The organism is Polaribacter sp. SA4-12 (assembly GCF_002163675.1).
Taxonomy (GTDB): Bacteria; Bacteroidota; Bacteroidia; order Flavobacteriales; family Flavobacteriaceae; genus Polaribacter.
In genome coordinates, this window is sequence record NZ_CP019334.1 from 2371435 (window position 1) to 2397861 (window position 26427).

General features: G+C 27.2%; 24 protein-coding genes. 3 read left to right on the forward strand and 21 right to left on the reverse strand.

The window, feature by feature from the left end:
• Positions 1–69: 69 nt before the first annotated feature.
• Positions 70–1938, forward strand: coding sequence for an ABC-F family ATP-binding cassette domain-containing protein (locus BTO07_RS10310; RefSeq protein WP_087522610.1), 1869 nt, complete (start codon positions 70–72; stop codon positions 1936–1938).
• Here the strand turns inward: BTO07_RS10310 and BTO07_RS10315 are convergent.
• Positions 1935–2654 carry a 3'-5' exonuclease gene (locus BTO07_RS10315; protein ID WP_087521149.1) on the reverse strand — a complete coding sequence of 240 codons (720 nt, stop codon included), beginning with the start codon at positions 2652–2654 and terminating at the stop codon, positions 1935–1937. The genes BTO07_RS10310 and BTO07_RS10315 overlap by 4 nt on opposite strands.
• Positions 2655–3249: 595 nt before the next feature.
• On the opposite strand from BTO07_RS10315, the gene BTO07_RS10320 reads away from it, so the two are divergent.
• Together BTO07_RS10320 and BTO07_RS10325 are read left to right on the forward strand one after the other, a co-directional pair.
• Complete coding sequence (locus BTO07_RS10320) at positions 3250–3948, forward strand: response regulator transcription factor (RefSeq protein ID WP_087521150.1); 699 nt, start codon at positions 3250–3252, stop codon at positions 3946–3948.
• 10 nt (positions 3949–3958) lie between these two features.
• Positions 3959–4999 (forward strand): sensor histidine kinase, encoded by a 1041-nt coding sequence (locus tag BTO07_RS10325; protein WP_087521151.1) that lies wholly within the window; start codon positions 3959–3961, stop codon positions 4997–4999.
• Here BTO07_RS10325 and BTO07_RS10330 read toward each other — a convergent pair.
• The 20 genes from BTO07_RS10330 to rnpA form a co-directional block, all read right to left on the reverse strand.
• Entirely contained in the window at positions 4973–6022 is a 1050-nt protein-coding gene (locus tag BTO07_RS10330) for a glycosyltransferase (protein ID WP_087521152.1), read from the reverse strand. The two genes, BTO07_RS10325 and BTO07_RS10330, sit on opposite strands and share 27 nt — an antisense overlap.
• 166 nt (positions 6023–6188) lie before the next feature.
• The gene (gene purD / locus BTO07_RS10335; protein ID WP_087521153.1) at positions 6189–7463 is read right to left on the reverse strand and encodes a phosphoribosylamine--glycine ligase; all 1275 of its coding nucleotides are present in this window, start codon (positions 7461–7463) and stop codon (positions 6189–6191) included.
• Positions 7464–7512: 49 nt separating this feature from the next.
• Positions 7513–8283, reverse strand: a complete 771-nt coding sequence (locus BTO07_RS10340) for a glycosyltransferase family 2 protein (protein ID WP_087521154.1) — start codon at positions 8281–8283, stop codon at positions 7513–7515.
• Positions 8284–8288: 5 nt separating this feature from the next.
• Complete coding sequence (locus tag BTO07_RS10345) at positions 8289–9650, reverse strand: exopolysaccharide biosynthesis polyprenyl glycosylphosphotransferase (protein WP_232457010.1); 1362 nt, start codon at positions 9648–9650, stop codon at positions 8289–8291.
• On the reverse strand, positions 9650–10882 hold the full coding sequence (locus BTO07_RS10350; RefSeq protein WP_087521155.1) for a WcaI family glycosyltransferase: 1233 nt from the start codon (positions 10880–10882) through the stop codon (positions 9650–9652). Before BTO07_RS10350 ends, BTO07_RS10345 begins: the two co-directional genes overlap by 1 nt.
• Entirely contained in the window at positions 10875–11438 is a 564-nt protein-coding gene (locus BTO07_RS10355) for a WcaF family extracellular polysaccharide biosynthesis acetyltransferase (protein ID WP_087521156.1), read from the reverse strand. Before BTO07_RS10355 ends, BTO07_RS10350 begins: the two co-directional genes overlap by 8 nt.
• A complete protein-coding gene (locus BTO07_RS10360; protein WP_087521157.1) occupies positions 11423–12379 on the reverse strand; it encodes an NAD-dependent epimerase/dehydratase family protein in 957 nt (318 codons plus the stop codon). The genes BTO07_RS10355 and BTO07_RS10360 overlap by 16 nt, the downstream gene beginning before the upstream one ends.
• The gene (locus BTO07_RS10365; protein ID WP_087521158.1) at positions 12379–13611 is read right to left on the reverse strand and encodes an O-antigen ligase family protein; all 1233 of its coding nucleotides are present in this window, start codon (positions 13609–13611) and stop codon (positions 12379–12381) included. The genes BTO07_RS10360 and BTO07_RS10365 overlap by 1 nt, the downstream gene beginning before the upstream one ends.
• Positions 13608–14696 (reverse strand): glycosyltransferase, encoded by a 1089-nt coding sequence (locus BTO07_RS10370; RefSeq protein ID WP_087521159.1) that lies wholly within the window; start codon positions 14694–14696, stop codon positions 13608–13610. Before BTO07_RS10370 ends, BTO07_RS10365 begins: the two co-directional genes overlap by 4 nt.
• Positions 14671–15861, reverse strand: coding sequence for an O-antigen ligase family protein (locus BTO07_RS10375; protein WP_087521160.1), 1191 nt, complete (start codon positions 15859–15861; stop codon positions 14671–14673). Before BTO07_RS10375 ends, BTO07_RS10370 begins: the two co-directional genes overlap by 26 nt.
• Entirely contained in the window at positions 15845–16621 is a 777-nt protein-coding gene (locus BTO07_RS10380; protein WP_087521161.1) for a glycosyltransferase family 2 protein, read from the reverse strand. Before BTO07_RS10380 ends, BTO07_RS10375 begins: the two co-directional genes overlap by 17 nt.
• A 32-nt stretch (positions 16622–16653) precedes the next feature.
• Positions 16654–17787, reverse strand: coding sequence for a glycosyltransferase family 4 protein (locus BTO07_RS10385; RefSeq protein ID WP_087521162.1), 1134 nt, complete (start codon positions 17785–17787; stop codon positions 16654–16656).
• Positions 17788–17829: 42 nt separating this feature from the next.
• The gene (locus BTO07_RS10390; RefSeq protein WP_087521163.1) at positions 17830–19152 is read right to left on the reverse strand and encodes a flippase; all 1323 of its coding nucleotides are present in this window, start codon (positions 19150–19152) and stop codon (positions 17830–17832) included.
• A gap of 29 nt (positions 19153–19181) precedes the next feature.
• The gene (gene rfbC / locus BTO07_RS10395) at positions 19182–19724 is read right to left on the reverse strand and encodes a dTDP-4-dehydrorhamnose 3,5-epimerase (protein WP_087521164.1); all 543 of its coding nucleotides are present in this window, start codon (positions 19722–19724) and stop codon (positions 19182–19184) included.
• A complete protein-coding gene (gene rfbA, locus BTO07_RS10400; RefSeq protein WP_087521165.1) occupies positions 19724–20578 on the reverse strand; it encodes a glucose-1-phosphate thymidylyltransferase RfbA in 855 nt (284 codons plus the stop codon). Before rfbA ends, rfbC begins: the two co-directional genes overlap by 1 nt.
• A 1-nt stretch (position 20579) precedes the next feature.
• Positions 20580–21587, reverse strand: a complete 1008-nt coding sequence (rfbB, locus tag BTO07_RS10405) for a dTDP-glucose 4,6-dehydratase (protein ID WP_198342453.1) — start codon at positions 21585–21587, stop codon at positions 20580–20582.
• A 3-nt stretch (positions 21588–21590) separates the two neighbouring features.
• The gene (locus BTO07_RS10410) at positions 21591–22631 is read right to left on the reverse strand and encodes an ECF transporter S component (RefSeq protein ID WP_087521167.1); all 1041 of its coding nucleotides are present in this window, start codon (positions 22629–22631) and stop codon (positions 21591–21593) included.
• Positions 22632–22666: 35 nt separating this feature from the next.
• Entirely contained in the window at positions 22667–24346 is a 1680-nt protein-coding gene (locus BTO07_RS10415; RefSeq protein WP_087521168.1) for a DUF6909 family protein, read from the reverse strand.
• 26 nt (positions 24347–24372) lie between these two features.
• Positions 24373–26004, reverse strand: a complete 1632-nt coding sequence (locus BTO07_RS10420) for a S41 family peptidase (RefSeq protein WP_087521169.1) — start codon at positions 26002–26004, stop codon at positions 24373–24375.
• Positions 25991–26407, reverse strand: coding sequence for a ribonuclease P protein component (rnpA, locus tag BTO07_RS10425; RefSeq protein ID WP_232457011.1), 417 nt, complete (start codon positions 26405–26407; stop codon positions 25991–25993). Before rnpA ends, BTO07_RS10420 begins: the two co-directional genes overlap by 14 nt.
• Positions 26408–26427: the final 20 nt, after the last annotated feature.

A 26427-nucleotide genomic window follows, 5' to 3' on the forward strand; every position in this document is an offset into this window, starting at 1 on the left:
TAAATGCCATCAAAAACCCAAGTTAACGCTTGGGTTTTTTGTTTCTTTGCAAAAAATAAATTTATTTCTGTGAATTATTTATCAGTAGAAAATATCTCTAAAGCTTATGGAGAACGTGTTTTGTTTGAAGACATCTCTTTTGGAATTAGTAAAGATCAAAAAGTTGCATTTGTAGCTAAAAATGGTAGTGGAAAAACATCAATCTTAAATATTATTGCTGGTTTAGATGTTCCTGATTCTGGACAAGTAGTTAGTAGAAAAGGTATTTCTATGGCTTATTTAGCTCAGAAAGATGATATTAACCCAGAGTTAACTATCGAAGAAACTATTTTCGCTACTGATAATAAAATTCTTTCTATTGTTAATCAATATGAAAAGGCTTTAAAGAACTTGGATGATGGAGATGCATACCAAGCTGCTTTCGATTTAATGGACCAACATAATGCTTGGGATTTTGAAACTCAATACAGACAGATTTTATCAAAATTAAAATTAGACGATTTAACTTTAAAAGTAGGTTCACTTTCTGGAGGACAAAGAAAACGTCTTTCTTTAGCAATTGTTTTAATTAATAAACCAGATTTATTAATTCTTGATGAGCCAACAAATCATTTAGATTTAGAAATGATAGAATGGTTAGAGGCTTTCTTTGCAAAAGAAAAGATTACCTTATTTATGGTTACACACGACCGTTATTTCTTAGAGCGTGTTTGTAATGAAATTTTGGAATTAGACGAAGGTAAAATATACAAATACAAAGGAAACTATTCTTACTATTTACAAAATAAAGAAGAACGTATTGCTTTAGAAGCTACCAATTTAGGAAAAGCTAAAAGTTTATTTAAAAAGGAATTAGAATGGATGCGAAAGCAGCCAAAGGCTAGAACTACAAAATCGAAGTCAAGAACAGATGATTTCTATCAAATTAAAGAGAAAGCACACCAACGTAGACAAGATCATCAAGTTCAATTAGAAATTAATATGGAGCGTTTAGGAAGTAAAATTCTTGAACTTCATAATGTATCTAAATCTTTTGGTGATAAGAAAATATTAGACGGTTTCGAATATATTTTTAAACGTGGAGAACGTGTAGGAATTATTGGTAAAAACGGAACAGGAAAATCATCTTTTTTAAATATTATTACAGGAACATCTGAATTAGATAGCGGTAAAGTTATTTTAGGTGAAACTGTAAAGTATGGTTATTACACACAAGCTGGAATTCAGATTAAAGAAGGACAAAAAGTAATTGATGTAGTTAAAGAATTTGGAGAATTTATCCCTTTAACAAAAGGAAGAAAAATTTCTGCTTCACAATTATTAGAACGCTTTTTATTCGATAAAAAGAAACAATATGATTTTGTTGAAAGATTATCTGGTGGAGAACAAAAACGTTTGTATTTATGCGCCGTTTTAATTCAGAATCCTAACTTCTTAATTTTAGATGAGCCTACAAATGATTTAGATGTTGTAACCCTAAATGTTTTAGAAAACTTCTTATTAGATTACCCAGGAAATCTTTTAGTTGTTTCTCACGACAGGTATTTTATGGATAAAATTGTTGATGCACTTTTTGTTTTTAGAGGCGAAGGTGTTGTTGAAAATTTCCCAGGAAATTACTCAGATTTTAGAGCGTATGACAATTCTGGCACAAAAGAAATTACAGAAAAATACGTCATAAAAAAGGAAGAGAAAAAACCTGCTAAAAAAGAAAATAAAAATGCATTAAGCTTTAATGAAAAAAGAGAATTTGGTGCTTTAGAAAGTGATATTGAAAGACTTCAAAGAAAAAAAGAAGCAATAGAGAAGCAGTTTTTAAACGTTGAAATAGCACCTGATGATATTGCAGCAAAATCTGAAGAGCTACAAGAAACAATCACAAAATTAGAGGAAAAGGAAGAGCGTTGGTTAGAGCTTTCTATGAAAATAGAAGATTAATCCACACTAACAATATCTTCTAGTTTTAATAATTCTTGATTATTAAAACGCAATAAAATTTGAGCTACAGCTATTGTGTCTTTTTCGCAATAGCTTACAATTCTTTGTATATTTTTTTCTTTATAATAAACACCAGCAACTTCGCTTCCATCAATATCATCCTTTGGAGATGGAATACCCAAAATAGAAGTCAATAACTTCAATGATGTGTAGTGTTTATAATCACCAAATTTCCACAATTCTAAAGTATCTAAATGTGGAACTTCCCAAGGTTTTTTACCAAACAAATTTAGTTTCTTTGGTAATTCTATTTGATGAACAATCATTCTTCTTGCTATAAAAGGAAAATCAAATTCTTTTCCGTTATGAGCACATAAAACATTGCTTTTCTTAACAAAATGTTGATCCAATAAAACTTTAAACTCCGTTAATAATTTATGTTCATCATCACCAAAAAAAGAAGTTAAACGTAATTGCTTGCTCTTCTTTATATCTATAAAATAACCAACAGAAATACATACTATTTTACCAAATTCGGCCCAAATACCTGCTCTTTCATAAAAGGCTTCTGCGGTATAACCTTCTTTACGTTGGTATTGAGTTTTCTTTGCAAAGAGTTCTTGAGTTTCTTTAGAAAGTTGTTTCCAGTTTTCTTTTTGAGGTACAGTTTCAATGTCCAAAAAAAGGACATCATTTAACTTTACAGATAAATTCATAGCAATACGTTTTTCTTTTTCTTGACTTAAAGATAGTGAAAATAAAAAAGCTCAACATTCCTAATTACAGAATCTGTAAAACTCTTGTAAAATTTTACTGAAAAAACTCCATTTCCACCAGATATAGCAATAGAAGTGATTATACTTTGTGACGAACCTTGTCTTAACATTAATGCAGCTAAATTTAACACAGTAATAGACTGTCGTTAAACAACATACATCCAATTAACACTAGTTTTCAAAACAAAACTTCCATTTACATATGAATTTATTGCGGCTACATTTGTAAAGATTCAGCACTTTAACCAGAAGATAATGCACTAAAAAAGAGTTGAAAATAAAGTAAAAAAATATTTTTTTTTAATGTGTGATTTGATTTAAATGTTGGAAGGTAAATATAATAAGTATTTAAATTCTAACTTAATCCGCTGGTTATTAATAAATTGTTAAATTAAAAAAAAGAAGATAAATTGATAGAATAACATTAAAGTTATTTTAATGTTAACTAAAACCCCTAAGATTAAATGATTGTTAAGTACTCCTTTTTGTAAAATAATTATCACTATTTTTGATACTCATAGTTTTTAATCTGTATATGAATAAAAGTGATATTAAGATTTTATTGGTTGATGATGAACCAGATATTTTAGAAATTGTAGGTTACAATTTAAAGAATGAAGGTTATCAAATTTTCACAGCAAAGAATGGTGTTGAAGCTGTAAAATCTGCTAAAAAAAACACCCCTCATCTAATTTTATTAGACATTATGATGCCAGAAATGGATGGTATTGAGGCTTGTGAAAAAATCAGAAAAATAAATTCTTTAGAAAACGTTATTATTGCTTTCTTAACAGCAAGAGGAGAAGACTATTCTCAAGTTGCAGGTTTTGAAGCTGGTGCAGATGACTACATTACAAAGCCTATAAAACCTAAAGTTTTAGTTAGTAAAGTAAAATCTTTACTTCGTAGACTAAAAACTGAAAAAGAAACCGAAGAGATTTTTAAAATTGGTGATATCGTTATAGACAGAGATGAATATGTTGTTTATAAAGCTGGTAAAAAAATATCACTTCCTAGAAAGGAATTCGAATTATTTTCTTTGTTAACTTCTAAAGCTGGTAAAGTCTTTAAAAGAGAAGTTATTTTAGATACAGTTTGGGGAAATGAAGTTGTTGTTGGTGGTAGAACTATAGATGTTCATATTAGAAAACTGAGAGAAAAAATTGGTGATGATCACTTTAAAACAGTAAAAGGAGTTGGTTATAAGTTTGTTTTAGAAGACCACGATAAATAAGCTTTCTTAAATGAAAATTAAAAAAACGTATTCTTACGCACTTTTATCTGCATTCTACTTAACGACACTCTCTGCCGTTATAGCTGCTATTTCTTACTTTTTTATTGTTCAACATTTTGGAATAAACACTATTATTATTTCGATTGTTGCTCTTTTCGTAATTTCATTTTTTATCATTCAATATAGAACTGAACATTTTATTTATAGACGTCTAAAAAAAATATATGAAGATGTTTCTATCTTAAATGTAAATGATCTTCGAAACGATTCTGTAACAACAGATATTGAAAAACTTTCAAATAGAATGGAAAAATTCGTAGAAGGTAAAAGACTTGAAATAGAAAATCTAACAGAAAGAGATTCTTTTAGACGAGACTTTCTAGGAAACGTAGCACACGAACTTAAAACTCCTTTATTTACGGTACAAGGTTATATTTTAACCTTAATTGAAGGTGCTGTAAACGATAAACAGATTAGAACAAAATACCTCGAAAGAGCTAACAAAGGTGTAGAAAGGTTGGTTGCTGTTATAAAGGATTTAGATATGATTGCCAAGTTAGAGAATGATGGCATGAAAATAAATATAGCTGTTTTTAACATTTTAGAACTCGTACAAAATGTCTTTGACATGTTTGAAATGAAAGCAAAAAAAAGAAATATCACTTTAAAATTCGATAGAATTTATGAGTTTCCTGTTTTTGTGAAAGGTGATGCTGAAAAAATTGAACAGGTGCTAATAAACCTAGTTGTTAACTCCATTAAATACGGAAAACCAAATGGAAATACAATTGTTGCAGTTGATTCTTATAACGACAAAAAATTTATAATTAAAGTCAATGACGATGGAGAAGGAATTAAACAACAGCATCTTCCCCGTCTTTTTGAACGATTCTATAGAGTAGATCAAAGTAGATCTAGAGAGCAAGGTGGTTCTGGACTAGGTTTATCTATTGTGAAACACATTATAGAAGCTCATGATGAAACCATTCTTTTAAAAAGTACTTATGGAGAAGGTTCTGAGTTCTCATTTACGCTGGAAAAGGCTAAATAACTGAGAATTCAACCTATTCTCAGCAACTTTTAAACCTTTATAATTTTCGATTTCAGAAATTTTTTCTTTTGAAAAATTAGCTATATTAGAAAATGGAGCAAACCTATTTTCTTCTAAAAAATCTGCTAAATATAATTGTTCATATTGATTTTCTGTAGGAATAAGAAAAACTTTCTTTTGCAAAACAGCCAAATCCATAATTGAAGAATAGCCAGATCTACAAACTACAATTTTACTTGAGTTCATTATTTTTTGAAGCTCATCAGACAATAAGTAGTTATAAAAAATAATATTTTCTGAAGTCCATATTTTTTGTTCACTTTCAACTTTACCTAAAACAAAAACAATGTTTCTAGAGTTATTTTTAAACTCTGAAATCAATTTATTTTCTAGAAATGTTCTATTAGGTTCTGGTCCTGATAAAATGACTAAAACGTCTATTTCTTGCTTTAAAACTTCTTTTTTAAATCGACTTAAAACTCCAATAAACTTACCATTTAAATTTCTTTTTGTTGATGATAGTTTTCCTGAAAACTGTGAGTTCTCATTATCTGGAACCCAACATTCATCAAATTTTTTGATTATTTTTTGATGAAAATAACTCGTTAGAGAAGTCGTATTTCCTGACAAAACATTTACTTGATGTGTAATATAAACAGAAGGAACAAGTTTACTTCTTACTCCGAATCTATTATCAGAAATGATACCAACAACCTCTTTATTGGCTTTGATAAAGTTATCAATTACCTTTTTTTCTTTTCTAACTGACTTTAAAATTTGAGGGATTTGCAAAAGTAATCCCAACTTTAAATTTCTATGGTAAGAAATGTTATAAGTTGGGAGTATTAAATATTCTAAGTTTGGAAATTCTTGCTTTAAAAATTCAAGCGCAATTCCATCTGAAGCTATAATTGGCGTAAATTCGTTTTCCAACAAAGCATTAATAATTGGCACACAACGTGTTGCGTGACCTAAACCCCAATTTAAGGGTGCTATTATTATTTTTTTGTTGGTAGCATTCATTTTTATTTCAATTTAAATCTACCAATTTTTTAAATTATAACTTACTATTCAGGCTAATAATTTAGATTTTAAAAAAGTGCGTTAAGGATTGAAATGGCATCCTTTTTTCTTTTTCAGAAAAAAGATACAATGGAAAGCCTGTTAAAACGCCCAAATAAAAATTCGTTTATACTAAATCGAAACCAATATCTTTTCTGTAATTCATTGCATCAAAATGAATTTTATCGATGCTTCTATAACTCTTCTCTAAAGCTTCTTCGATAGTGTCTCCAAAAGAAGTTACAGCCATAACTCTACCTCCGTTTGTAACTACTTTACCATCTTTAATTGTAGTTCCTGCGTGAAAAGCAAAAGATTCATCAATAGATTCGAAACCTGTAATTTCTTTATTTTTCTCGTAAGCTTCAGGATATCCACCAGCAACCAACATAACAGTTGTTGCCGTTTTATCGGTAACAGAAAAAGATTTTTCATTTAAATTTTGATGTGCAACACCTTCAAATAAATCAAACAAATCTGATTCAATTCTAGGCAATACAACCTCTGTTTCTGGATCTCCCATTCTTACGTTGTATTCTACAACAGAAGGGTTTCCATTATCATTCATCAATCCAATAAAAATAAAACCTCTATAATCAATTCCGTCTTTTTGCAAACCAGCAATTGTAGGTTTTACGACTAATTCTTCAACTTTATCTAAAAATGCTTTATCCGCAAAAGGCACAGGAGAAATTGCTCCCATTCCACCAGTATTTAAACCAGTATCTCCTTCGCCAATTCTTTTATAATCTTTCGCCGATGGTAAAATTTTATAATTTATTCCGTCTGTTAAAACAAAAACAGACAATTCTATTCCTTTTAAAAACTCTTCGATAACCACTGTTGCAGAAGCTTCTCCGAATTTTAGGTTAGAAACCATTTCTTTTAACTCCGATTTTGCTTCCTCTAAAGAATCTAATATTAAAACTCCTTTTCCGGCTGCTAAACCATCTGCTTTTAATACAAAAGGTGGTTCTAATGTTTCTAAGAAAGCAAAACCTTCTTCTAAATTATCTTTTGTGAATGATTGATAACGTGCTGTAGGAACTCCATGTTTTTGCATGAATTGTTTCGAAAAATCTTTACTTCCTTCTAATAAAGCTCCATCTTTTTTAGGACCAATTACCGGAATATTTTTCAAGGCATTGTCCGCTAAGAAGAAATCATGAACACCTTCTACTAAAGGTGCTTCTGGACCAACAACTACCATTTTAATATCATTCTCTAAAACAGTCTTTTTAACCGCTTCAAAATCTGTAGGGTTAATATTGATATTGGTTGCTATTTTATCTGTCCCAGCATTACCAGGAGCTACAAATAACTGATTAATCTTGTCGCTTTCTAATAGTTTGATTGAAAAAGCATGTTCTCTACCTCCAGAACCTAAAATAAGTACATTCATGTTTATTGTGTTGTTGTTACTGCAAATATATTTTAAAATATTAAGGAAATTAGATTCCCCACTTTAAAAAATATTTAATTGCTGATGAAGTATGGCGAAAAAATAAATTTAAGTCTTTAGAAGAACCTTGTTTTAAAACATGAGTGATTTCTTCTTTGGGATAGTATAACTTCTGCTTATCTGATAAACTTATTTTTTTACAAATATCTACATCTTCCATATATAAAAAATATCGATCATCAAACCCGTTCAACTCGATAAAGTCCTTCGTTTTATATAGATGAAAACACCCGGCAATATATTCCGCAAAAAAAGAAGAGTCAAGGTTCTTCTCTTTATATTCTCCTTTATATATTATAGATTTAAAAATTGGCTTTAAAAACTTAAATCTCCTTGCCAATAATTCTGAAACTCTTGGATATCTTCTACAAGAATATTGATGCTCTCCATTTGGAAATAATACTTTTGGAGCTATCATTGAAACAATTTCATGCCTTTTCAATTTTGCAATTAAATTAGGTATTACTGTTGAATTAAAGCTAACATCCGGATTTAGAACTAAGTGATAATTTGAAAGATTTTTAATTTTATTTAAAATAATATTATGACCCGCTCCAAAACCTACGTTTTTCCCTACAGCAATGTATTCAACATCCTTTAGATCGAATACATCTTCAAACTCCTTATTTAAAGTATTGTCTATTAAAAACAACCGTTTTTTTATAGGAGTATTTAAAAAACATTGTATAGTTTTAGATAGTTCATCTATATCTTCTTTGTAAACTACGATAGATGCTGATATGTCTATTTTCTCTTTCATTTTAACTAATAAGCGCTTTCTTGACCTTTAAATACATTTAATACAGTTTGCGAAATAATTTTAAGATCTAAGAAGAAAGACCAGTTTTCGATATAAAAAATATCTAAACGCACTCTATTTTCTATATCAGATTTCTTTTTTACTTCTCCTCTATAACCAGAAACCTGAGCCAAACCCGTTATTCCTGGTTTTACAGAATTCCTTATCAAATAATTATCAATTTCCTTTAAGTACTTTTCTGTTTGAATATTCATATGCGGTCTTGGACCAACTACACTCATATTTCCAATTAATACATTAAAAAATTGAGGCAATTCATCTAAGCTAGATTTTCTTAAAAACATTCCAACAGAAGTAATTCTATCATCATTTTTTGATGCTGAGACTAAATCTGATAAATAATTTTCTTCCATAGATCTAATTTTATAACAATAAAATTGTTCCCCATTTATTCCATCTCTTTTTTGTTTGAAGAAAAATTCACCTTTTGAGTTTACTTTAACAATTACCCATAAAATTGGCAACAACCATGACAACAAAAAAACACAAACAAATAAAGAAAATAACACATCAAAAGATCGTTTCAATATATGGGTTTCAATTCTTTCAAATGGTAATTGTTTAAGTTTTAATACAGGTATTGTTCCATAATGCTCAAGAATGAAGTCTTTACTATAAATTGCCTTATTTTCTGGAATTAAGCTAAATTCAATCTTATTTTCATTGCAAAACCTTCTTATTTCTTTTAATTTTAAACTTGAGACAGAATTAACCTCACAATAAACTTCATCTATAGTTTCTTTTTTGGTGTATTCTAAACCATCTTTAATAGAACCCAAAAAATTCTTAGAGCTACTTTGTTTATCTGAAAAAAAACCACAGAATCGATACCCTAAATCTTGCCTTTTCAAAAATAATGTTGCAACATTTTGAGCAGACTTACTTTCTCCAAAAACAACAACATTCCTATAATTATTCCCTTTTAATCTATATTTTTTTAACAGAAAAAAGAAAAAAAACTTAAAAGAAGTAATAGTTGCCATAAAAGAAAAAACAACATTAGATTGCTTACTTACAATAACTCCTTCCTCAAAAATAGTATAATACGCAAAAAAAGCTAACAGAAAAACAAAAAACTGAGAGAATAAAAGCGTAATTAACTTTAAAACATGAGTGTATCTATAAACATTATAAAACTTTGTATAAAAAGCTATTGAGAGCCAAAACAAAGTAATATAAAGAATAAATTGTAGATTCCAATGCTCTCTATCTGAGAGAAAGAAAATAATAATATTTATGATTAATAAATCAAATAAGATTATTAATGGTCTAATTAATTCAGAATATTTTTTAATTTTTAATATCACTATTCAATTAATTTTTCAAATGTGTCCATAAATTGATTTAAGATTTTGGTTTTAGAGAAGTTTTCAGAAACAAATGTCCTTGCATTTTTACCATATTCTTCCTGTAAAGGTTTATCTAACTTTAATTTTTTCACAAACTCTAAAACGTCGCAAATATCACTAGTCTCAAAATACTTACCACTATTTGATTTACGAATAATTGAATAAACTTCAGATTTTAAATTCCCAGTAATTAAGGAAGGTTTTTCACTAGACATCATCGCTAAAATTTTTGATGGCATCACAGTATCTATAACATCAATTTTTTGAAATAAAACATGTAAATCTGCACTGCATAATAAATTAGAAAGTTCTGAATATTTAACAGGACTATAAAAATATATATTGTCTAAATCTAACAACTGCTCCTCTAACCAAATTCTTTTACTTCCATTCCCAACTACTATTATTTCAATATCATCAATGCACTCTAACTCTTTAACAAATTCTATAAAAAACACCCAATCTTGTTTTTCTCCTATATTTCCTGAGTATAGTATTTTGAATTTTGAAGATGTTAGATACCTATGTACTTTATAATCTTCAGGTTTTATAAAATTTGAATCGACCCAATTTGGAAGAAGCTTTTTACTTTCCGGTCTTAATTTTACTTTTTCATGAAGTTTTGAAATCATAGAAGAACTTATAGTACTTAATAAGTCTGCTGATTTTAATAACTTTTTTTCTACCCAGAACAATCCTTTAAAAACAAAATTTTTATTAGTTTTATTTTCTACAAGGTTTGAATCTGAAACCGCATCAAATTCAAAATCTTGAACATGAACCCAAAGTTTAGCTTTTTTTGATTTTGCTAAAATTTTACCTAAGAATACAGAACCAATAAAAGGAACAACACAAATAACAACATCTGTTTCTTTTATTTTTAAAATATTTATAAAGGTTCCTAATGAAAAATCTAGTAAATGTAAAATTCTTTTTAGAAAAGTAGGGTTTTTAGGAACATACTGTTTGTATCTAAGAATTTTAATCCCATTTATGTTTTCGCTATAAAAAGTCTTTTTAGATTTATATTCATCCGTTATTCTCCATGCAGGATAATATGGAAATCCAGAAACAACAGTTACATCAATATTTTTTTCATTAAAATATTCAGCAAGTTGTGAAGTGTATAAACCAATAGCTGTATCTTCAGGGTAATAATTAATCCCTATTATAGTTATGCTCTTATTCAAGTCTTTTTTTTATTGGTTTAGCAGGATTTCCAAAACAAATCCATCCTTCGGGCATATTTTTATAAACGCTGCTTCTTGCACCGATAACTGCGCCTTTTCCAATTGATACTCCTGGCGCAATGTAAACATCATTTGTTATCCAACATTCATCTTCAATAATTATTTTTTTTGATGAAATAGTAAATTCTTCTTTTGTATAATCGTGTAAACCAGTATTAAAATATACTCCATGTGCTATAGCAACATTATCACCAATTTTAATTTCACCTAAACTATAAAAAATAGTGTCTTCACCAATCCAAGAATCATCTCCTATCTGTATTTTCCAAGGATAAGTAAACTTAGCTGTAGATCTTATCAATACGTTTTTACCAATTTTAGCACCAAATAACCGTAAAAGGAATCTTCTCCAACCATAAAAAAATTGAGGTGACATTGCAAAAAATGTACTCTCAACAATCGACCACAACTGAACAATTACTTTAGATTTACCTCTAAAACCTTTAGAAACTTTAAAGGCCTTTAGATCTTGATACTTTTTTATTTCTTCAGCCATTTAAATGTAATCTTTGTTCCTTCTTCTAAGTTAAACGGTAATTTTTTAATTATATTTTCCACTTCTTTAGTATCATAAAACATTTGAGTGGTAAGGTTGTTAAGCCTAAAACTAGTTAATGGAGGATTTTTAACCCCAAGAATCTTTGATAAATCACCAAGAACAGAAAAAAACTTGAGCATAAAATAAGGGATTTGTTTTACTCTTTTTCCATGAAATTGATTAGAAATAATATCTGCCCAAGTCTTTACTTCAAGTTCATTAAAATCTGATAAATAAATTGTTTTTTTATTAAGCTTATCATTGTATAATAATACATCTAAAATATGTATACAATTTAAAACAAAACCAAATTTCTTATAAATCTTCCTTCCTCTCGGATGAAAGTATAGTTGTCTTTCTATGATATCAAAAAAATTCTTATATGGAATTCCAAACCAAGGCCCCCATAAAGAAGTGGGTCTAACAATTATCCAATTTGCATTTTCAATTTTACTAGATCTAACTATTTTTTCACCAATAATTTTACTTTCCCCATAAACAGTAGATGGTCTATAATCAAATTCATCTTTAGGTTGATAACCTATTTCACAGACTAATCTACTTGACGCAAAAATAATTTTCTTTATTGATGGTGTATTGTTAGTTGCTTCAATGATGTTTTCGACACCTTTTATATTTGCATTATAATCCTCCAAGGTTTCTCCATCTAAATCTGTTTTTGCTGCCATATGCAAAACAAAATCCGGTTTAAAACTCGAAAAAACTTCGTTTAAAGATTCCTTATCTAAAATATCAATTTTCTTCCAATAAGCAGTATGATTTGAATTTCTAGGTGATAAAACATCAATATTTAAGACTTCGAAACTATCTTTATAAAATTCAACAATATTTGTCCCTATAAAACCAGACCCACCTGTAACTAAAATTTTCTTCTTCATTAATTGCAATTCCTAAATTTTCTATTGGGCGTTAAAAATAATGATATAAAATAGATAAACAATACGATTCCATGTTGTCTTGAAAAAAAATTTTCTGTAAAGTTTATAATTAATACTTGAAGAATAAAAGTAATAATAAGAATTGAATAATTTTCTTTCCAAATAAGGTGAACTAAAAAGAAAATAAATAGTAATAAAAATAACCACCCACCATATAAAATTAAATTTAAATAATAATTATGACTATTATATGTTGCTAGTGTATAAAAATTACTATCATTATTTATTTCATAACAATCGTTCAATTTATTTTGTAAATCTTGTCCATATCCCCAAAAAGGCAATTCTTTTAATATTTTAAAAGAACATTTAATTATAGCAACTCTAATGTTAATAGAATTATGATAATCACCAACTAAAGGTCTATTTATTTCTGTTCTAATTTCATTAAACCTTTCTTTTATTAGCCTACTAGAACCAAAATAAAATAATGCACCAATTATACTTAGAGGAATTAAAATTTGTATTATTTTCTTCCTTTTAAAATTAAGAAACATTCTTATTATAAAAACAAAAATCGTAAAAACAAAGGCTATAATAATAATTTTTGAAATAAAAACGAAAATAAAAAATGTTGTAAAAAGAATGTTAATTATTTGAAATGTAAAATACTTGTTAGTCTGTTTTTTTACTCCTAAAAAAAGTGAAATTGTAAAACTAAAAAGCAGAAATGCTGAAAAATATGTTGGATGTATTTCAATTGATGTATTCTCAAAAACATAAGTTCTAAATAAAGGTATATTATAATTATTAATAGAAAAAATCTGTACTAAATTATACTTTTTTAAAAATACAAAAAGGTAAATTAGAGACTGAATTACAACACTTCCTTGAAACACCAACAAAGAGTATTCTTTAACTTTATCATTAATATAATTTGGTTTAAAAACAAAAAGTAATGGAAATATCAAAAAAGGCAAATGAAGTAATATTGTTTTAGAATTAAAATCTAAAGTAATTACTTCATGTAAAAGGAACATCCAAAAAACTGAGGTAAGTATTAGTATATTAGGTTTTAAAACGACTTTCCTTTTGTTTTTTACAAATTCGTAAATAGCAAATAAACTACAAAATATAATGAAAATTGAATTAATATTGGCTTTCATTAATGGGAAACACGCCAAAGACAAATAAAGAACTATTGTTATTTTAGTTATTATTTTATTCATCATAAAATACTATTATATAATTTTTTCCAATCATGCACTCTATTTTCCCACGTATAAGTTTGCAAAACAAACTTATATAATTTTTCACCTTCTTCTTTTTGTTTTTCATCAGTCCAACTTAAAACATTTTTTAAAGCAGCTGTTAACTCTTTTTCATTAGGATTTATTAAACCTCCCCCATTTTCTTTCCATAACTTACTTAAACCTGTCTGATAAGTTGTTATTACGGGAGTTTTTAAGATTGCAGCTTCTAAATTAACCATCCCTATTACTTCAGAATGCGAAGGTGCAACTAATGCTATTGCATTTTTAATTAAATCTTCCTTTGCTTTTCCTTTAACAAACCCTAAAAATTCAATATTATTTGCATCTATATTAGAATCATTAATAATTTTCACCAAATCTTCTTTATAGGAGTTTATTTCGCCAGCAATTTTTAATTTTATTTCATTGGGGTTTAACTTTATATAAGCCTTTATTAACAAATCAATTCCTTTCTTTTTATCTAATCGCCCAATATAAAGCAAATACTTATTTTTGTTAAGCTCGTCTACTAGTTCTTCCTTTTTATTGATAATTAAATTAGGTATTATTGAAACATTAACTTCTGGAAAAAGTTTTTTCAAGTTTCTTTTTTCTTGACTTGTTATAGCATGAATGATTGTTGCTTTAGAAAAATATTTTTGAACCAAAAGATGAAAATAAATTTTTTTCTTTAAAGTACCATTTTCCCACAACCATGGCTCAAACATTCCGTGAGGTGTAATAACATATGGAATGTTATTTTGAAAGCAAAATTTAGCTGCTATAAACTGAGGAAACATCCATGTTCCATGAATATGAATACAATCTAATTTTTTTTCAGTACAAATTTGTTGAATTTTCTTCTTCCAATTACTCGAATATAACCATGGTTTTTTATCAGAATTAACAAGATACACATCACTATCTTCATCCTCTTTTAAAGAAGTTAAAATAAAAGAAACATAATTATGTGAAGATAATTCTTTAGTCAAATTTTTAACAACTGTTCTTATTCCTCCACTAGAAAATGAATAATTTTCAACTATATGTAGTATTTTTATCATTGAAGTCTTTTAAAAAAATTAAAACAAAAAAATAAAACTCGGGTGGAAAATAATGCCCTTCTCTAAATAATTTAATTATTAAATAAAAAAAGGTACTCTGTTCTTCAGTTTTATAATCTTTTTTAAACAGCTTATAACTTCTATATATAAAATAGAGCATAATAAGCACAGCAAAGATACCTAAATCAGCCCAAATTCTTAAGAATAAAGAGTTTGCATCTTGTTTATTTATTTTAGACAAGTTTTGCTTAATTAAATACTTTGGCGGTGATAATTCTGGATAAACTTTATCATACTCATGTTTATATGAACCCAAACCAGCCCCTAAAGGATAATGTAAGAAAATGTTTTTAGAAACAAAAACATTACTTAATAGAGCATAGGAGCTTAAATTGGTATATTTTTTAAATTTACCTGTATTAATTGCCACAAAAGACTCTTGTGTTTGCTTAATTCTTCTTACTAATACATTTCCTTCTTGTTCATTAGTATCCACATTCCATTGTGTAGAAATGTAATAAGTACTTGCTCCTAAAATAACAAAAACAATTAGCGAATATTTTAAAAAGTACTTTACTTTTAATAATGGTAAAAACAATATTAGAAATAAACCAAGAAAACCAACAGAAGATTTAGACAACAAAATTGTTATTAAAATAACTGCAAATTTAAAATATCTTTTTTGTACTAAAGTTACATATACAGCTGGTAACATTATTGCAGCATAGTGTGCTGGTTCTAGTAATATTCCATTTAAGCGACCTGATGTAAAAACATTAATATTTAAATAAAACATTGGTATTGCCAACAATGCAATATAAAAAGCAGTATTTACATAGGTTTTAAACAGAAGTTTAGAGGTATAACGTTTGATAAAATTATAATAATAAAAACTGCTCAAAACAACTCCTAATAACTGAGCTAATAAAGAACTAATTGGATTTCTTAAAACACAATACATAACTACACCATGTATTAATAAAAAACCATAAACAATTAACATATTCTTATTTGCAACTAATTTATTTTTAATTAAAAGTATACTTAGATTAATAAATAAAATTATGTAAAAAAGCTTCCAATCAATAATATAATGAAAGATAAAACCTTCAGTAAAAAGAGCAAAAACACTACTAAAAACAAGGTATTTATCTAATAATTTCACGTAATATTTTTTTTGAGTAATATTTAAATAATGCTATGATATAATCTAAAAAACAACTAAGAATACTAATATTAGCTGTTTTATATTTTGCTTTAAAAGTTTCGTTAAAAGCTAAAATAGCCTGATTGTTGCTAACACCCTCATTAGACATAATTGCTGTGTTTTTTTCGATTTTAATAGTTTTTAAATTGCTTTTTGCTCTTAATAACAATTCATAATCTCCAGAAATTTTAAAAGACTCATTAAAAAAACCATATTTTAAAAAGTATTGTTTGTGATGAAAAGCGCCAACATGAGCAATATCCATATATCTTTTAAATTTAGACCAATACCAATTGCTATTTATTTTTTTTACAATTTTCCCTTTTTCATCAATTACATCTACATTAGAAAAAACAAAATCTACATTGCTATCTATTTTTAAAATAACGTTAGCATAAATTTCTAATGCATTTTTTTTATAATAATCATCAGATCCTAAAAAAGAAACCCAACCAGTTTTCACTAAGTTTAAACCTTTATTAAAGGCATTATAAATACCTGTATCTTTTTCTGATATCCAAGTAAAAGAAATTCCTTTTTCTATAAATTTATCTTTAAAAGATGTTATAATTTTAACTGTATTGTCAGAAGAGTTTCCATCAATAATTATATATTCAAAATTTGTAAAAGTTTGATTTAAAATAGAATTTATTGTAGTTTCTATTGTTTTTTCAGAATTATAACAAACAGTAACTACACTTAATAAAGTTTTTGACATTATAAGTATTTATATATTATCCTTTTAAAGTTTTAAATATTTACAACCTCTTTATATACTTTAAAAATATTCTGAGCATTTAAGGTTGAAGAAAAGTTATTTATTACATAATCATAAGATTTTTCTCCTATCAACTTTAAATTTTCTCTATTTAAATTAATATCATTAATAATTTCTGCTAATTTAATAATATCACCAGAGTCATATAAATAACCTAATGTATTATCTTTAATAATCTCTGTATTCGCACCATTTTTATTTGCTATTACAGAAATTTTATTCATCATAAATTCTACAGTTACTCTTCCAAAAGCTTCTCTTTTAGAAGAAACTATACCCAAATCCATAGTTTTTAAAAACAATTCGACATCAGCAATATAACCTTTAAAAACAACATTATCAATAAGTCCTTCCTTTTTTATATAGTCTTTTAAATACTTCACATATCCATCAAGTCCATCACCAACTATGTATAATATAAAATTGGTTTGTTTCTTTTCATTTTTAAGATATGACAACGCTTTTATTACTTCTATTTGATTTTTGTTTTCAGATATTACTCCTAATAAACATATTTGCAAGGGAGATTTATGATTATATTTTTTTTCGAAATTACTTTTTATTTTAATTCCGTTATATATTACTTTCATTTTTTTAGAATAAATATATTTGGAATAATAATCTTTTAAAGATTTAGAAACTGTAATAATTACAGAGGCATTTAAATTAAAATAATGTCCTGCATTTTTAATCCCTGTATAGTAATTCATATTAAAATCGTCTTTACCGTATTCTCTTATATGCCAAATATGTGGTTTTTTCATTTTATTTGATAAATATCCACCTAAATTTGTAGCACTAGAATTAGTATGTATTAAATCAAAACTATCATTTTTTAAAAAATTAAAAACTTTTTTAAAAAAAAACATATTAATAAGCATCTTTACTTTAGCTTTAATAAAACCGTTTGCATTTAACCAATTATAATATCTAAAAATATAATAGTCAATATTATTTTCTTCTAATTTATCTGAAAAAGCACCTTTTTCCGGTATAATTACAATGGGTTTAATATTATAATTTGTTCTTAAATCTAATAAAAGTTGTAATAGTGATTTATTAGCTCCATAAAGAAAAGAGTAGTGAGTAATAAATAAAATTTTCATTTGTTTTGATATAATTAGAGTTGGTTTGTACTAAAATTTAATTTATGACTTCATAAATAATATAGCTTTTATTTTTAATTGAAAATTAATCCTAAGTTTTTTAAACAATAAATCATAAAATAATCCAACAAATGCGTAAGAAACTAGGGTAGAGATTGCAGCACCAGTTAATCCGTAATTGTTTATTAAAATAATGTTTAAACCTATATTTAAAATAGCCCCTAAAATATTTCTATAAAAAGAATGAATATAATACCCCTCAGCAACTAACCATTTAGAACTAATAGTTGTAAAAAAGAAAAAAACATTAGACCAAATATAAATACTTAAAATTTTACAAGAATCTAAATAGTCTTTACCGTACAAATATTTGATAATCCATTCTCCAAAAAAAGTAATAAAAATAGATAATATAATTGCTATCCAAAAAAGCAAACTATAGAGATTTGTGATTCTTTGATAATACGTTTTTTGATCTTTTGATTTATTTAACAAAATTGCTGGAAAGAAAGAAGCTGCAATTATGTTTGGTATGAAATACCAAACTTCACTTAAACTAATTGAAACTGCATAAAAACCTGCAGATTTAGCTCCTAACATTTCTTTAACCATTATTTGGTCTATTTTTATATATACAATATACATCATTCCACTTAAAAAAAGTGGCCAACTTTTTTTAAGAAGATTTAATGCATAGTTTTTATTAAAATTAAAAATGGGAATTTTTATTTTAAGTTTATTAAAATAAATAAAAGTTACTAAGTGTGTTATTAAAAGTTCTAAAACAATAACAATAGCAAAATAACTTACAGGTGAATTTATTTTTATAAATATAATTTTTAATATACTTGAAATTGATACGGATACAATTCTAGAATAAACTACAAACCTAGATTTCACTTCACTTTGAAAATAAAAATCAAATACCTCTAAGCTTTGTAATATTAAAAAAGAAGAAAATATTAATATTAACGTTCTAACTTCTGAAAAGTCATTACTTAGAAACACAAAAGCAGCAAGAATCATTAAAGAAATAAAACCAAAAATAAATTTTAACAAAAAAGCTGTTCCTAAAATTTTTGACGATTCTATATTATTTTTAGAAATCACCAATTCTTTAACAATTATATCGTTTAAACCTATCATAGCAATTGGCAAAAACAAAGCAACCAAACTATTACTATAAGCCAGAAGACCATAAGTTTCAGGTCCAAGGTACCTTGCTACCCATGCACCTACGAAAATTGTCGAAAAAAAACCCAAAAACTTGCTTAAAAAAAGCCATAAAGTATTTTTAAAATACTTTATAAAATTTACATTTTCTTTAGCTTTAATGACCCTATCAACAAATTTGGATAATATCATATACTTTTATCAATTGATTTAAGTTTTATTTAATTATAAACTGAAAACAATTTCAATTTTAAATCTTTTTCTGAAAGAATAATCTTATCATTTGGAATTTTCCAATCAATATTTAAATCGACATCATTATACATTACACCATCTTCTGCATCTGGTTGGTAATAATTATCACATTTATAGGAAACAATTGTATCATCTTCCAAAACAGAAAAACCATGTAAAAAACCTCTAGGTATAAATAATTGTTTTTTATTATCACCCGATAATTCTATTGAAAAAACTTTCCCAAAAGTTTCAGATTCTTTTCTTGCATCTACAGCAACATCTAAAATTTTACCTTTAACAACTCTCACTAGTTTTGCTTGGGAATATTCACCTTTTTGTAAATGCAAACCTCTTACAACTCCATATTGAGAAGTAGATTGATTTCCTAAAACAAAACCTCCTTTAAAACCTGTTTTTTCTTGAAACTCTTTTTTATTATATTCTAATAAAAAACTCCCTCTTTCATCACCAAAAACTTGAGGTTCGATAACAAAACAACCTTTTAAATATGTTTCTGTAACTTTCATTAAATATCCATTAAACTTTTTCCGTAGCCACTTTTTAATAAAGGTTCTGCTAATTTATGTAGCTGTTCTTTATTTATAAAACCACTTCTATAAGCTGCTTCTTCAATAGAACCTATTTTTAAACCCTGTCTTTCTTCTATCACTTCTACAAATTGAGATGCTTGCATTAAAGATGCAAAAGTACCTGTATCTAACCAAGCTGTACCTCTATCTAAAACTCTAACGGATAAATTTCCGTTCTCTAAATATATTTTATTTACATCTGTAATCTCTAATTCACCTCTTTTACTTGGCTTCATATTTTTTGCAATTTCTACCACAGAGTTATCATAAAAATAAATTCCAGGAACTGCATAATTAGATTTTGGTTTTAGTGGTTTTTCTTCAATAGAAACTGCATTCATATTATCATCAAACTCAACGACACCATACCTTTCAGGGTCATTTACATGATAAGCATAAACAATTCCTCCATCAGGGTTGTTATTTGCTCTCAATAATTTTGGTAGCCCGGATCCATAAAAAATATTATCGCCTAATATTAAAGCTACTTTATCTTTTCCTATAAAATTTTCGCCAATAATAAAAGCCTCTGCAAGTCCATTAGGATTTTCTTTTACAGCATACTGAAAATCGCATCCATATTTTTTCCCATCACCTAACAACCTTTCAAATAATGGTAAATCTTGTGGTGTAGAAATAATTAATATTTCATTTATTCCAGCCAACATCAATACAGAAATTGGGTAATAAATCATTGGCTTATCATAAACAGGCATTAATTGTTTACTCACTGCTAATGTGAGTGGGTGTAATCTTGTACCTGAACCTCCTGCTAAAACTATTCCTTTCATTTTATTGATACTTTTTTAAATACCATTCAATGGTTTTTTTAATACCAGTTTCAAAATTTTCGTCAGCTCTCCAACTTAACTCATTTTCTATTTTTGATGCATCTATTGCATATCTAAAATCATGTCCTGGTCTATCTTTAACAAAACTAATTTGCTCTTTATATGATTTTTCTTTAGGTATCACCTTGTCTAAAATCCCACAAATTACATCAACTATATATAAATTATCACGTTCATTTTTCCCGCCAATATTATATGTTTCCCCTGTTTTACCAGTATTAAACACCAATTCAATTCCTTTACAATGATCTAAAACATAGAGCCAATCTCTAATATTTTTTCCATCGCCATAGATAGGTATTTTTTCTCCAGAAATTGCTTTTCTTATTATTGTTGGTATTAGTTTTTCATCATGTTGTTTTGGACCATAGTTATTAGAACAATTAGTTGTAATAACATTCATTCCATAAGTATGATAATAACTTCTAACCATAAAATCTGAGGAGGCTTTAGAAGCACTATAAGGACTATTAGGCGCATAAGAGGTTTCTTCTGTAAACAAACCTGTTTCTCCTAAAGTTCCGTAAACTTCGTCTGTAGAAATATGATGAAATCTAGCTGTTTCAAATCCTTTTTTATAATTATTTGGAGATTCCATCCAGTAATTTCTGGCTACATCTAATAAATTAAACGTTCCAAAAACATTTGTTCTAACAAATGCATCTGGATTTTTAATAGAATTATCAACATGAGATTCTGCTGCGAAATGAATAACTCCATTAAAATTGTATTGATTAAATAGTTTTTCAACTAAATCTCTATCACAAATATCTCCTTCTACAAAAGTATACCTTGGGTTATTTTCAATTTTTGATAAATTAGAAAGTTCTCCTGCATAGGTAAGTAAATCTAAATTTACAACCTTGTATTCCTTATTTTTTTCTAAAAAATAAGGAATAAAATTAGACCCGATAAAACCTGCTCCACCAGTTATAAGAACTGTTTGCATAATTTATTTTTTGTAAGTATTTAAGTACTTATTTAATAGCCTTACAAGTAAAAACAAAATCATAAACCCTGCTCCTAATATTGTTAATAAAAAAGCATAATTTTTTGTTACTCCTTTTACCTCAGAACCTATTGGTTGAAAATTAGAAAGAACATTTATGACTTCATATTTTGTAGCTTTTTCAGATGCTATATTTTTTAAATCAGTATTTATATCTCTACTAGTTGCAAACAGTTCTAGTTCTTTGGTTGTTCTTTTCTCCCCTCCTAAATCTATATTTGTGGCAGCTGTTTTTTTTCTAGCTTCTTCAAGCATAACATTCATATAGATCTTCCTTAAGGAATCTATTTGTATTAAATTTTTACGATATAAAGAATCTGTTCTATTTAAGTTTTTATTCGATAATTCTTTTATTCTATTAAAATATTTATTATTTACTACTGAAGAAATTATTACATCATCTAGTTTATCAAAAACATCATTCTGTTTTGAAGTAACTGTTACTTTATGAAACCTATAATCATATTCTGTAAATGACGATTTAAACTTATCAAACGTATAACTATTTACAGTAATAGTATCTACAGAAGATACAAAACCGTTATAGGAATTAATAATATCATTGCCAGATATAACTGGCTCGATTACAAACTTTTTAAGACTTGCAGCTGCCAATTTATCTAACTTAAAAGTTTCTACCAAACCAGCAGTATCTTTTTGTTTTACAAGGTTATTATAATAATTTATATTATCATATAATTGTCTTGTACTTTTAAAATTTGGTTCTAATAATAATTCAGATTCAAAAGTATTTGTTTTTTTTACTTCTAAAAAAATACCTAAGATAGCTCCCAAAATAGCAGCAATTCCTATTTTAATAATGTTGTTTTTCAGAAAAATAAGGATTGAAATTACTCCATGAAAAATCCCTCTAAAAATATTTCCAATAAAATTGAAAAATTTAGAGAAACCTTTTCCTATGATTACAAATAAAGAACCTAAATCTACTTCTTCTTCTTTGTTGTTTGTTTGGTTGGTTGACATTGTTTAAGTTTGGGTATGAAATCAGTCTTTGACTGCTAAAAAATTTGTTCTAATATTTTTTGAGTAATAGCGTATGTAGGTGTAACTCCTGTCATACCTAAACCTCCTGAAGCTAATGTTGCTCCTGTTTCTAATGGATTATCTGAAGCATAATAAGCATATCTCACTTTTACATTTTTAGAGATATTTCCTCTTATTTTTGATGCAGATTGTATTGCTTTTTGATAATGTGCTCCTTCCATCTCTAAACCAATAACATTCCAAGTAGAATCGTGGAAAAACTCTAATAAGTCTTTATTTTGTAATGATGTTCCTAAAACAGAAATCATAGAACCATCAAAAACGGCTACTCCAAAACCTTCTAAATCTTCTTTAGACAACTCATTTTTAAATGGATAATTATCTGCTGTTCCTTCAAAAATATGTGCAGAAGGAATCATGATATCTCCTTTTCCTCCTTCTAAAATACCTGCTTTCCCCATTATAGAAACAGACTTTACGTCTAAGTGATTCTTTTTCTTACTGTTCTTATATGGTTTTAAAAGTTCATCCATCGTTTCATAAGCTTGCTCTCCAAATGCATAGTCCATTACAATAATAACAGGACTTTTATCGATAGAATTATCTTTCTTAAACGGCGAAACCTCAAAGTTTATTTCATCTGTATCTATTATTTGTACATTAATATTTGTACCAGATGTATCTTTAACATAAATTAAACCATTTTGAGAAGCATATTCTTTAACTGCTTTTTGCAATGGTTTACTGTCTGAGTTACTCAATAATTGAAATAGTTCAAAATTTTCATGTTCTGCTGCTTGTTTTGGTAAGGCAGCTTTAGCATAAATCGAGTTTAATACACTATGCATATTTGCACTAATAATATGTATTGGTCTTTTTAATAGTTTGTTTTCTTTTAAAACTTCTTTAATATTATTTGCCCAAACATCACCATAAATGTGATGCCCAATTTCTTCAATTAAAACAGAACTAAAAGTAACGTTTCTCTTCTTATTATCTAGCACTTCATCAATAGCTAATTTACCTAACCAATAAATTAAATGAAAAAATCTATCTTTTTTCTCTTCTGTTTGAAATGTTTTATGAATACTTACCACTTCATCAAAAGTTCTTCCTAAAATACTACTTAAATGAGCAATAGAAACCTCTCTTTCTTCCTCTGAAATTTCCTTATTATAAATAACAATATCTTCTAAATATTTCCACTCTCTTATAAAACTCTGTCCCTCGTTAAGGGTTACTCTTTTTTGAATTTTATGAGATTCAATAAATAAAAAGGTTAAATGTGTAAGAATATCATAAATTTCAGACCTTCCACGAGTAATCTCTATATTCATTTGGTCTTTATCTATTCTGTAACAATTTCTTCTTCTTTTTGGAGGAATTATTGTCTCAAAATGAGAATCACCATAACCTTCATCTGCAGTTAAATTTATAAACTGGCATTCTTCAATTCCTTTCGGAAGCCTTTCTATTACATAAATTAATCCATTTAACTCAACTCTATCCTCTGCTATAGAACCATAAATTTCTGGTCTTAAGGAGAGTAAAGACTTTCTTAAAGCTTCTCCAGAAATCCCCATTGGTTTATAAAAACCTCTACTAAATAAATGACGCATAGAAATGTATAATTTTTCTATTGCATTTGTAGATTCTTGAGCTCTTGTTCTATCTATTTTGTTTGTTTTTGCCATTTTAAATTTCAGTTTTTAAAGATAAATTATTTACTTGATAATAGTTGTTTATATCTATCTTCATTATGCAGCAATATAACTGCTTCTTTTATCACTAAATCATTATTTAAATTGTGTTGATATACTCCTTGCTGATAATGATATCTTTTTATTATTTCCTCCTTTATAGTTCTCTTTAAGATGTCTTTATTTTTTGATATTTCTATAATCTTATCATCAAATAATTTGTCTTGAATTCCTTTATATTCTTTAGATATATTTTTTGATATTGATGCTGTATAAGCTTCTTTAAATAAAGCCTCTTGTTTTGTTACAAAAGTAGTATCAACTTTTAAATAAGTGGTGAATTTTTTAAACTCAGAATCTTTAAATTCAAAATCAGCTTCACTTTCTATTTGTGGGTTTTGATAAAAATAATTTGTCGCAAAATTAAAAACCGCTCTAGAACTCAATAACCTTTTAGTTGCCTCAGTTCGTTTTGAAGTTTTTATTACGAAATCTGGTAAAACTCCTCCACCATCAAAAACAGTTCTTCCGTTTGCCGTTTTAAATGCATTTATTCCTTTATCCGAAAATTTAGGAACCTTTCCGTTTTTATCTCTATTTGCATAATCTAGTTCTTGAATACATCTTCCACTTGGCGTATAATATTTAGAAATAGTTACCTTTAACTGTGTTCCATAAGTAAGTTCTCTATAGCGTTGCACAAGACCTTTTCCAAAAGAACGTTGTCCCATAATTACAGCTCTATCATAATCTTGTAAAGAACCACTTACAATTTCTGATGCTGATGCTGATCGTCCATTTACTAAAACTACAATAGGTATTTCTAAATCTAAAGGATTGTTTGTTGTTTTATAAGTATTACTCCATTTTTTTACTTTCGCTTTTGTTGAAACAATTGTTTTTCCTTTAGGTAAAAAGAAATTTGAAATATTTATAGACTCTCTTAAAGACCCTCCTGGATTGGCACGTAAATCAAAAACCAACTTTTTCATTCCTTCTTTCTTCAGTTTTCGAAATGCTTTTTTTACTTCGGATGAAGCTTTATCATTAAAACGAGTTAAAACAATATAACCTGTTTCTTCATCTATCATTTCAGAAAACGGAACAGGATTTACAACTACTTTATCTCTAATAATATCTTTTTTAATAACATTCCCTTGTCTTAATACTTCAACAGAAAACTCACTATTTGGTGTTCCTTTTAAATACATTGAGAGTTGGTCTCTCTCCATATTTTTAACAGATTGTCCATCAACAGAAATAATTACATCACCTGCTTTTAAATCAGCTTTATCTGCAGAATATCCTTTGTAAATTTCATTAACTTCAATACCTACTTTTGAATAATATACAGAAACTCCAATTCCTCCATATTCACCTTCTCTTCTAATTTTTGCATCTTCAACATCTTGTTCGTTATAGAAATTTGTATAAGGGTCTAAATCTTTAAGCGTATTTTTAATTGCTTTATTGGTTAATTCTGCAGGATTAATTTCATTAACATAATACATGTTCAACTCCTTAAATAAGGTGTTGTAAATTTCGATCTGTTTTGCTACTTCAAAAAATTTAGATTTAAATGAAAACGATAAAAAAATGACTCCAACTAAAAGAACAAGAACCGTTTTTTTTGAAAGATTAAATTTCTTCATTTTTTATATTTTTTGTTTCGCTTACAAACCGTGTTAATAATTTCTCCATCTTTAAGAACATCTCTTCATAGGTACATTCTTGTTTTCCAAGATACGAAATCATAAAAACATAAGGTTTATCAAGATTATCGTAAACAATTTCTTTTTGCAAACGATACGATTCTCGCATTAATCTCTTAATTCGATTTCTATCAACAGCTAATTTAAAATTTCTTTTTGGTACTGAAACACCAACTTGAGCAGGAAAATTTGACGTATGCTCTGTTTGTAGAAAAATCATTCTAAGAGGAAATGCTTTCACAGAATTCCTTTCTTCATAAAGTCTTTCTATAAGCTTTTTACTTTTTAACCGTTCTTCTTTTCCTAAAGTGTATTTCATTACTACAAACTTAATAGAAATCATCAACTTTTAATAGATTTTAT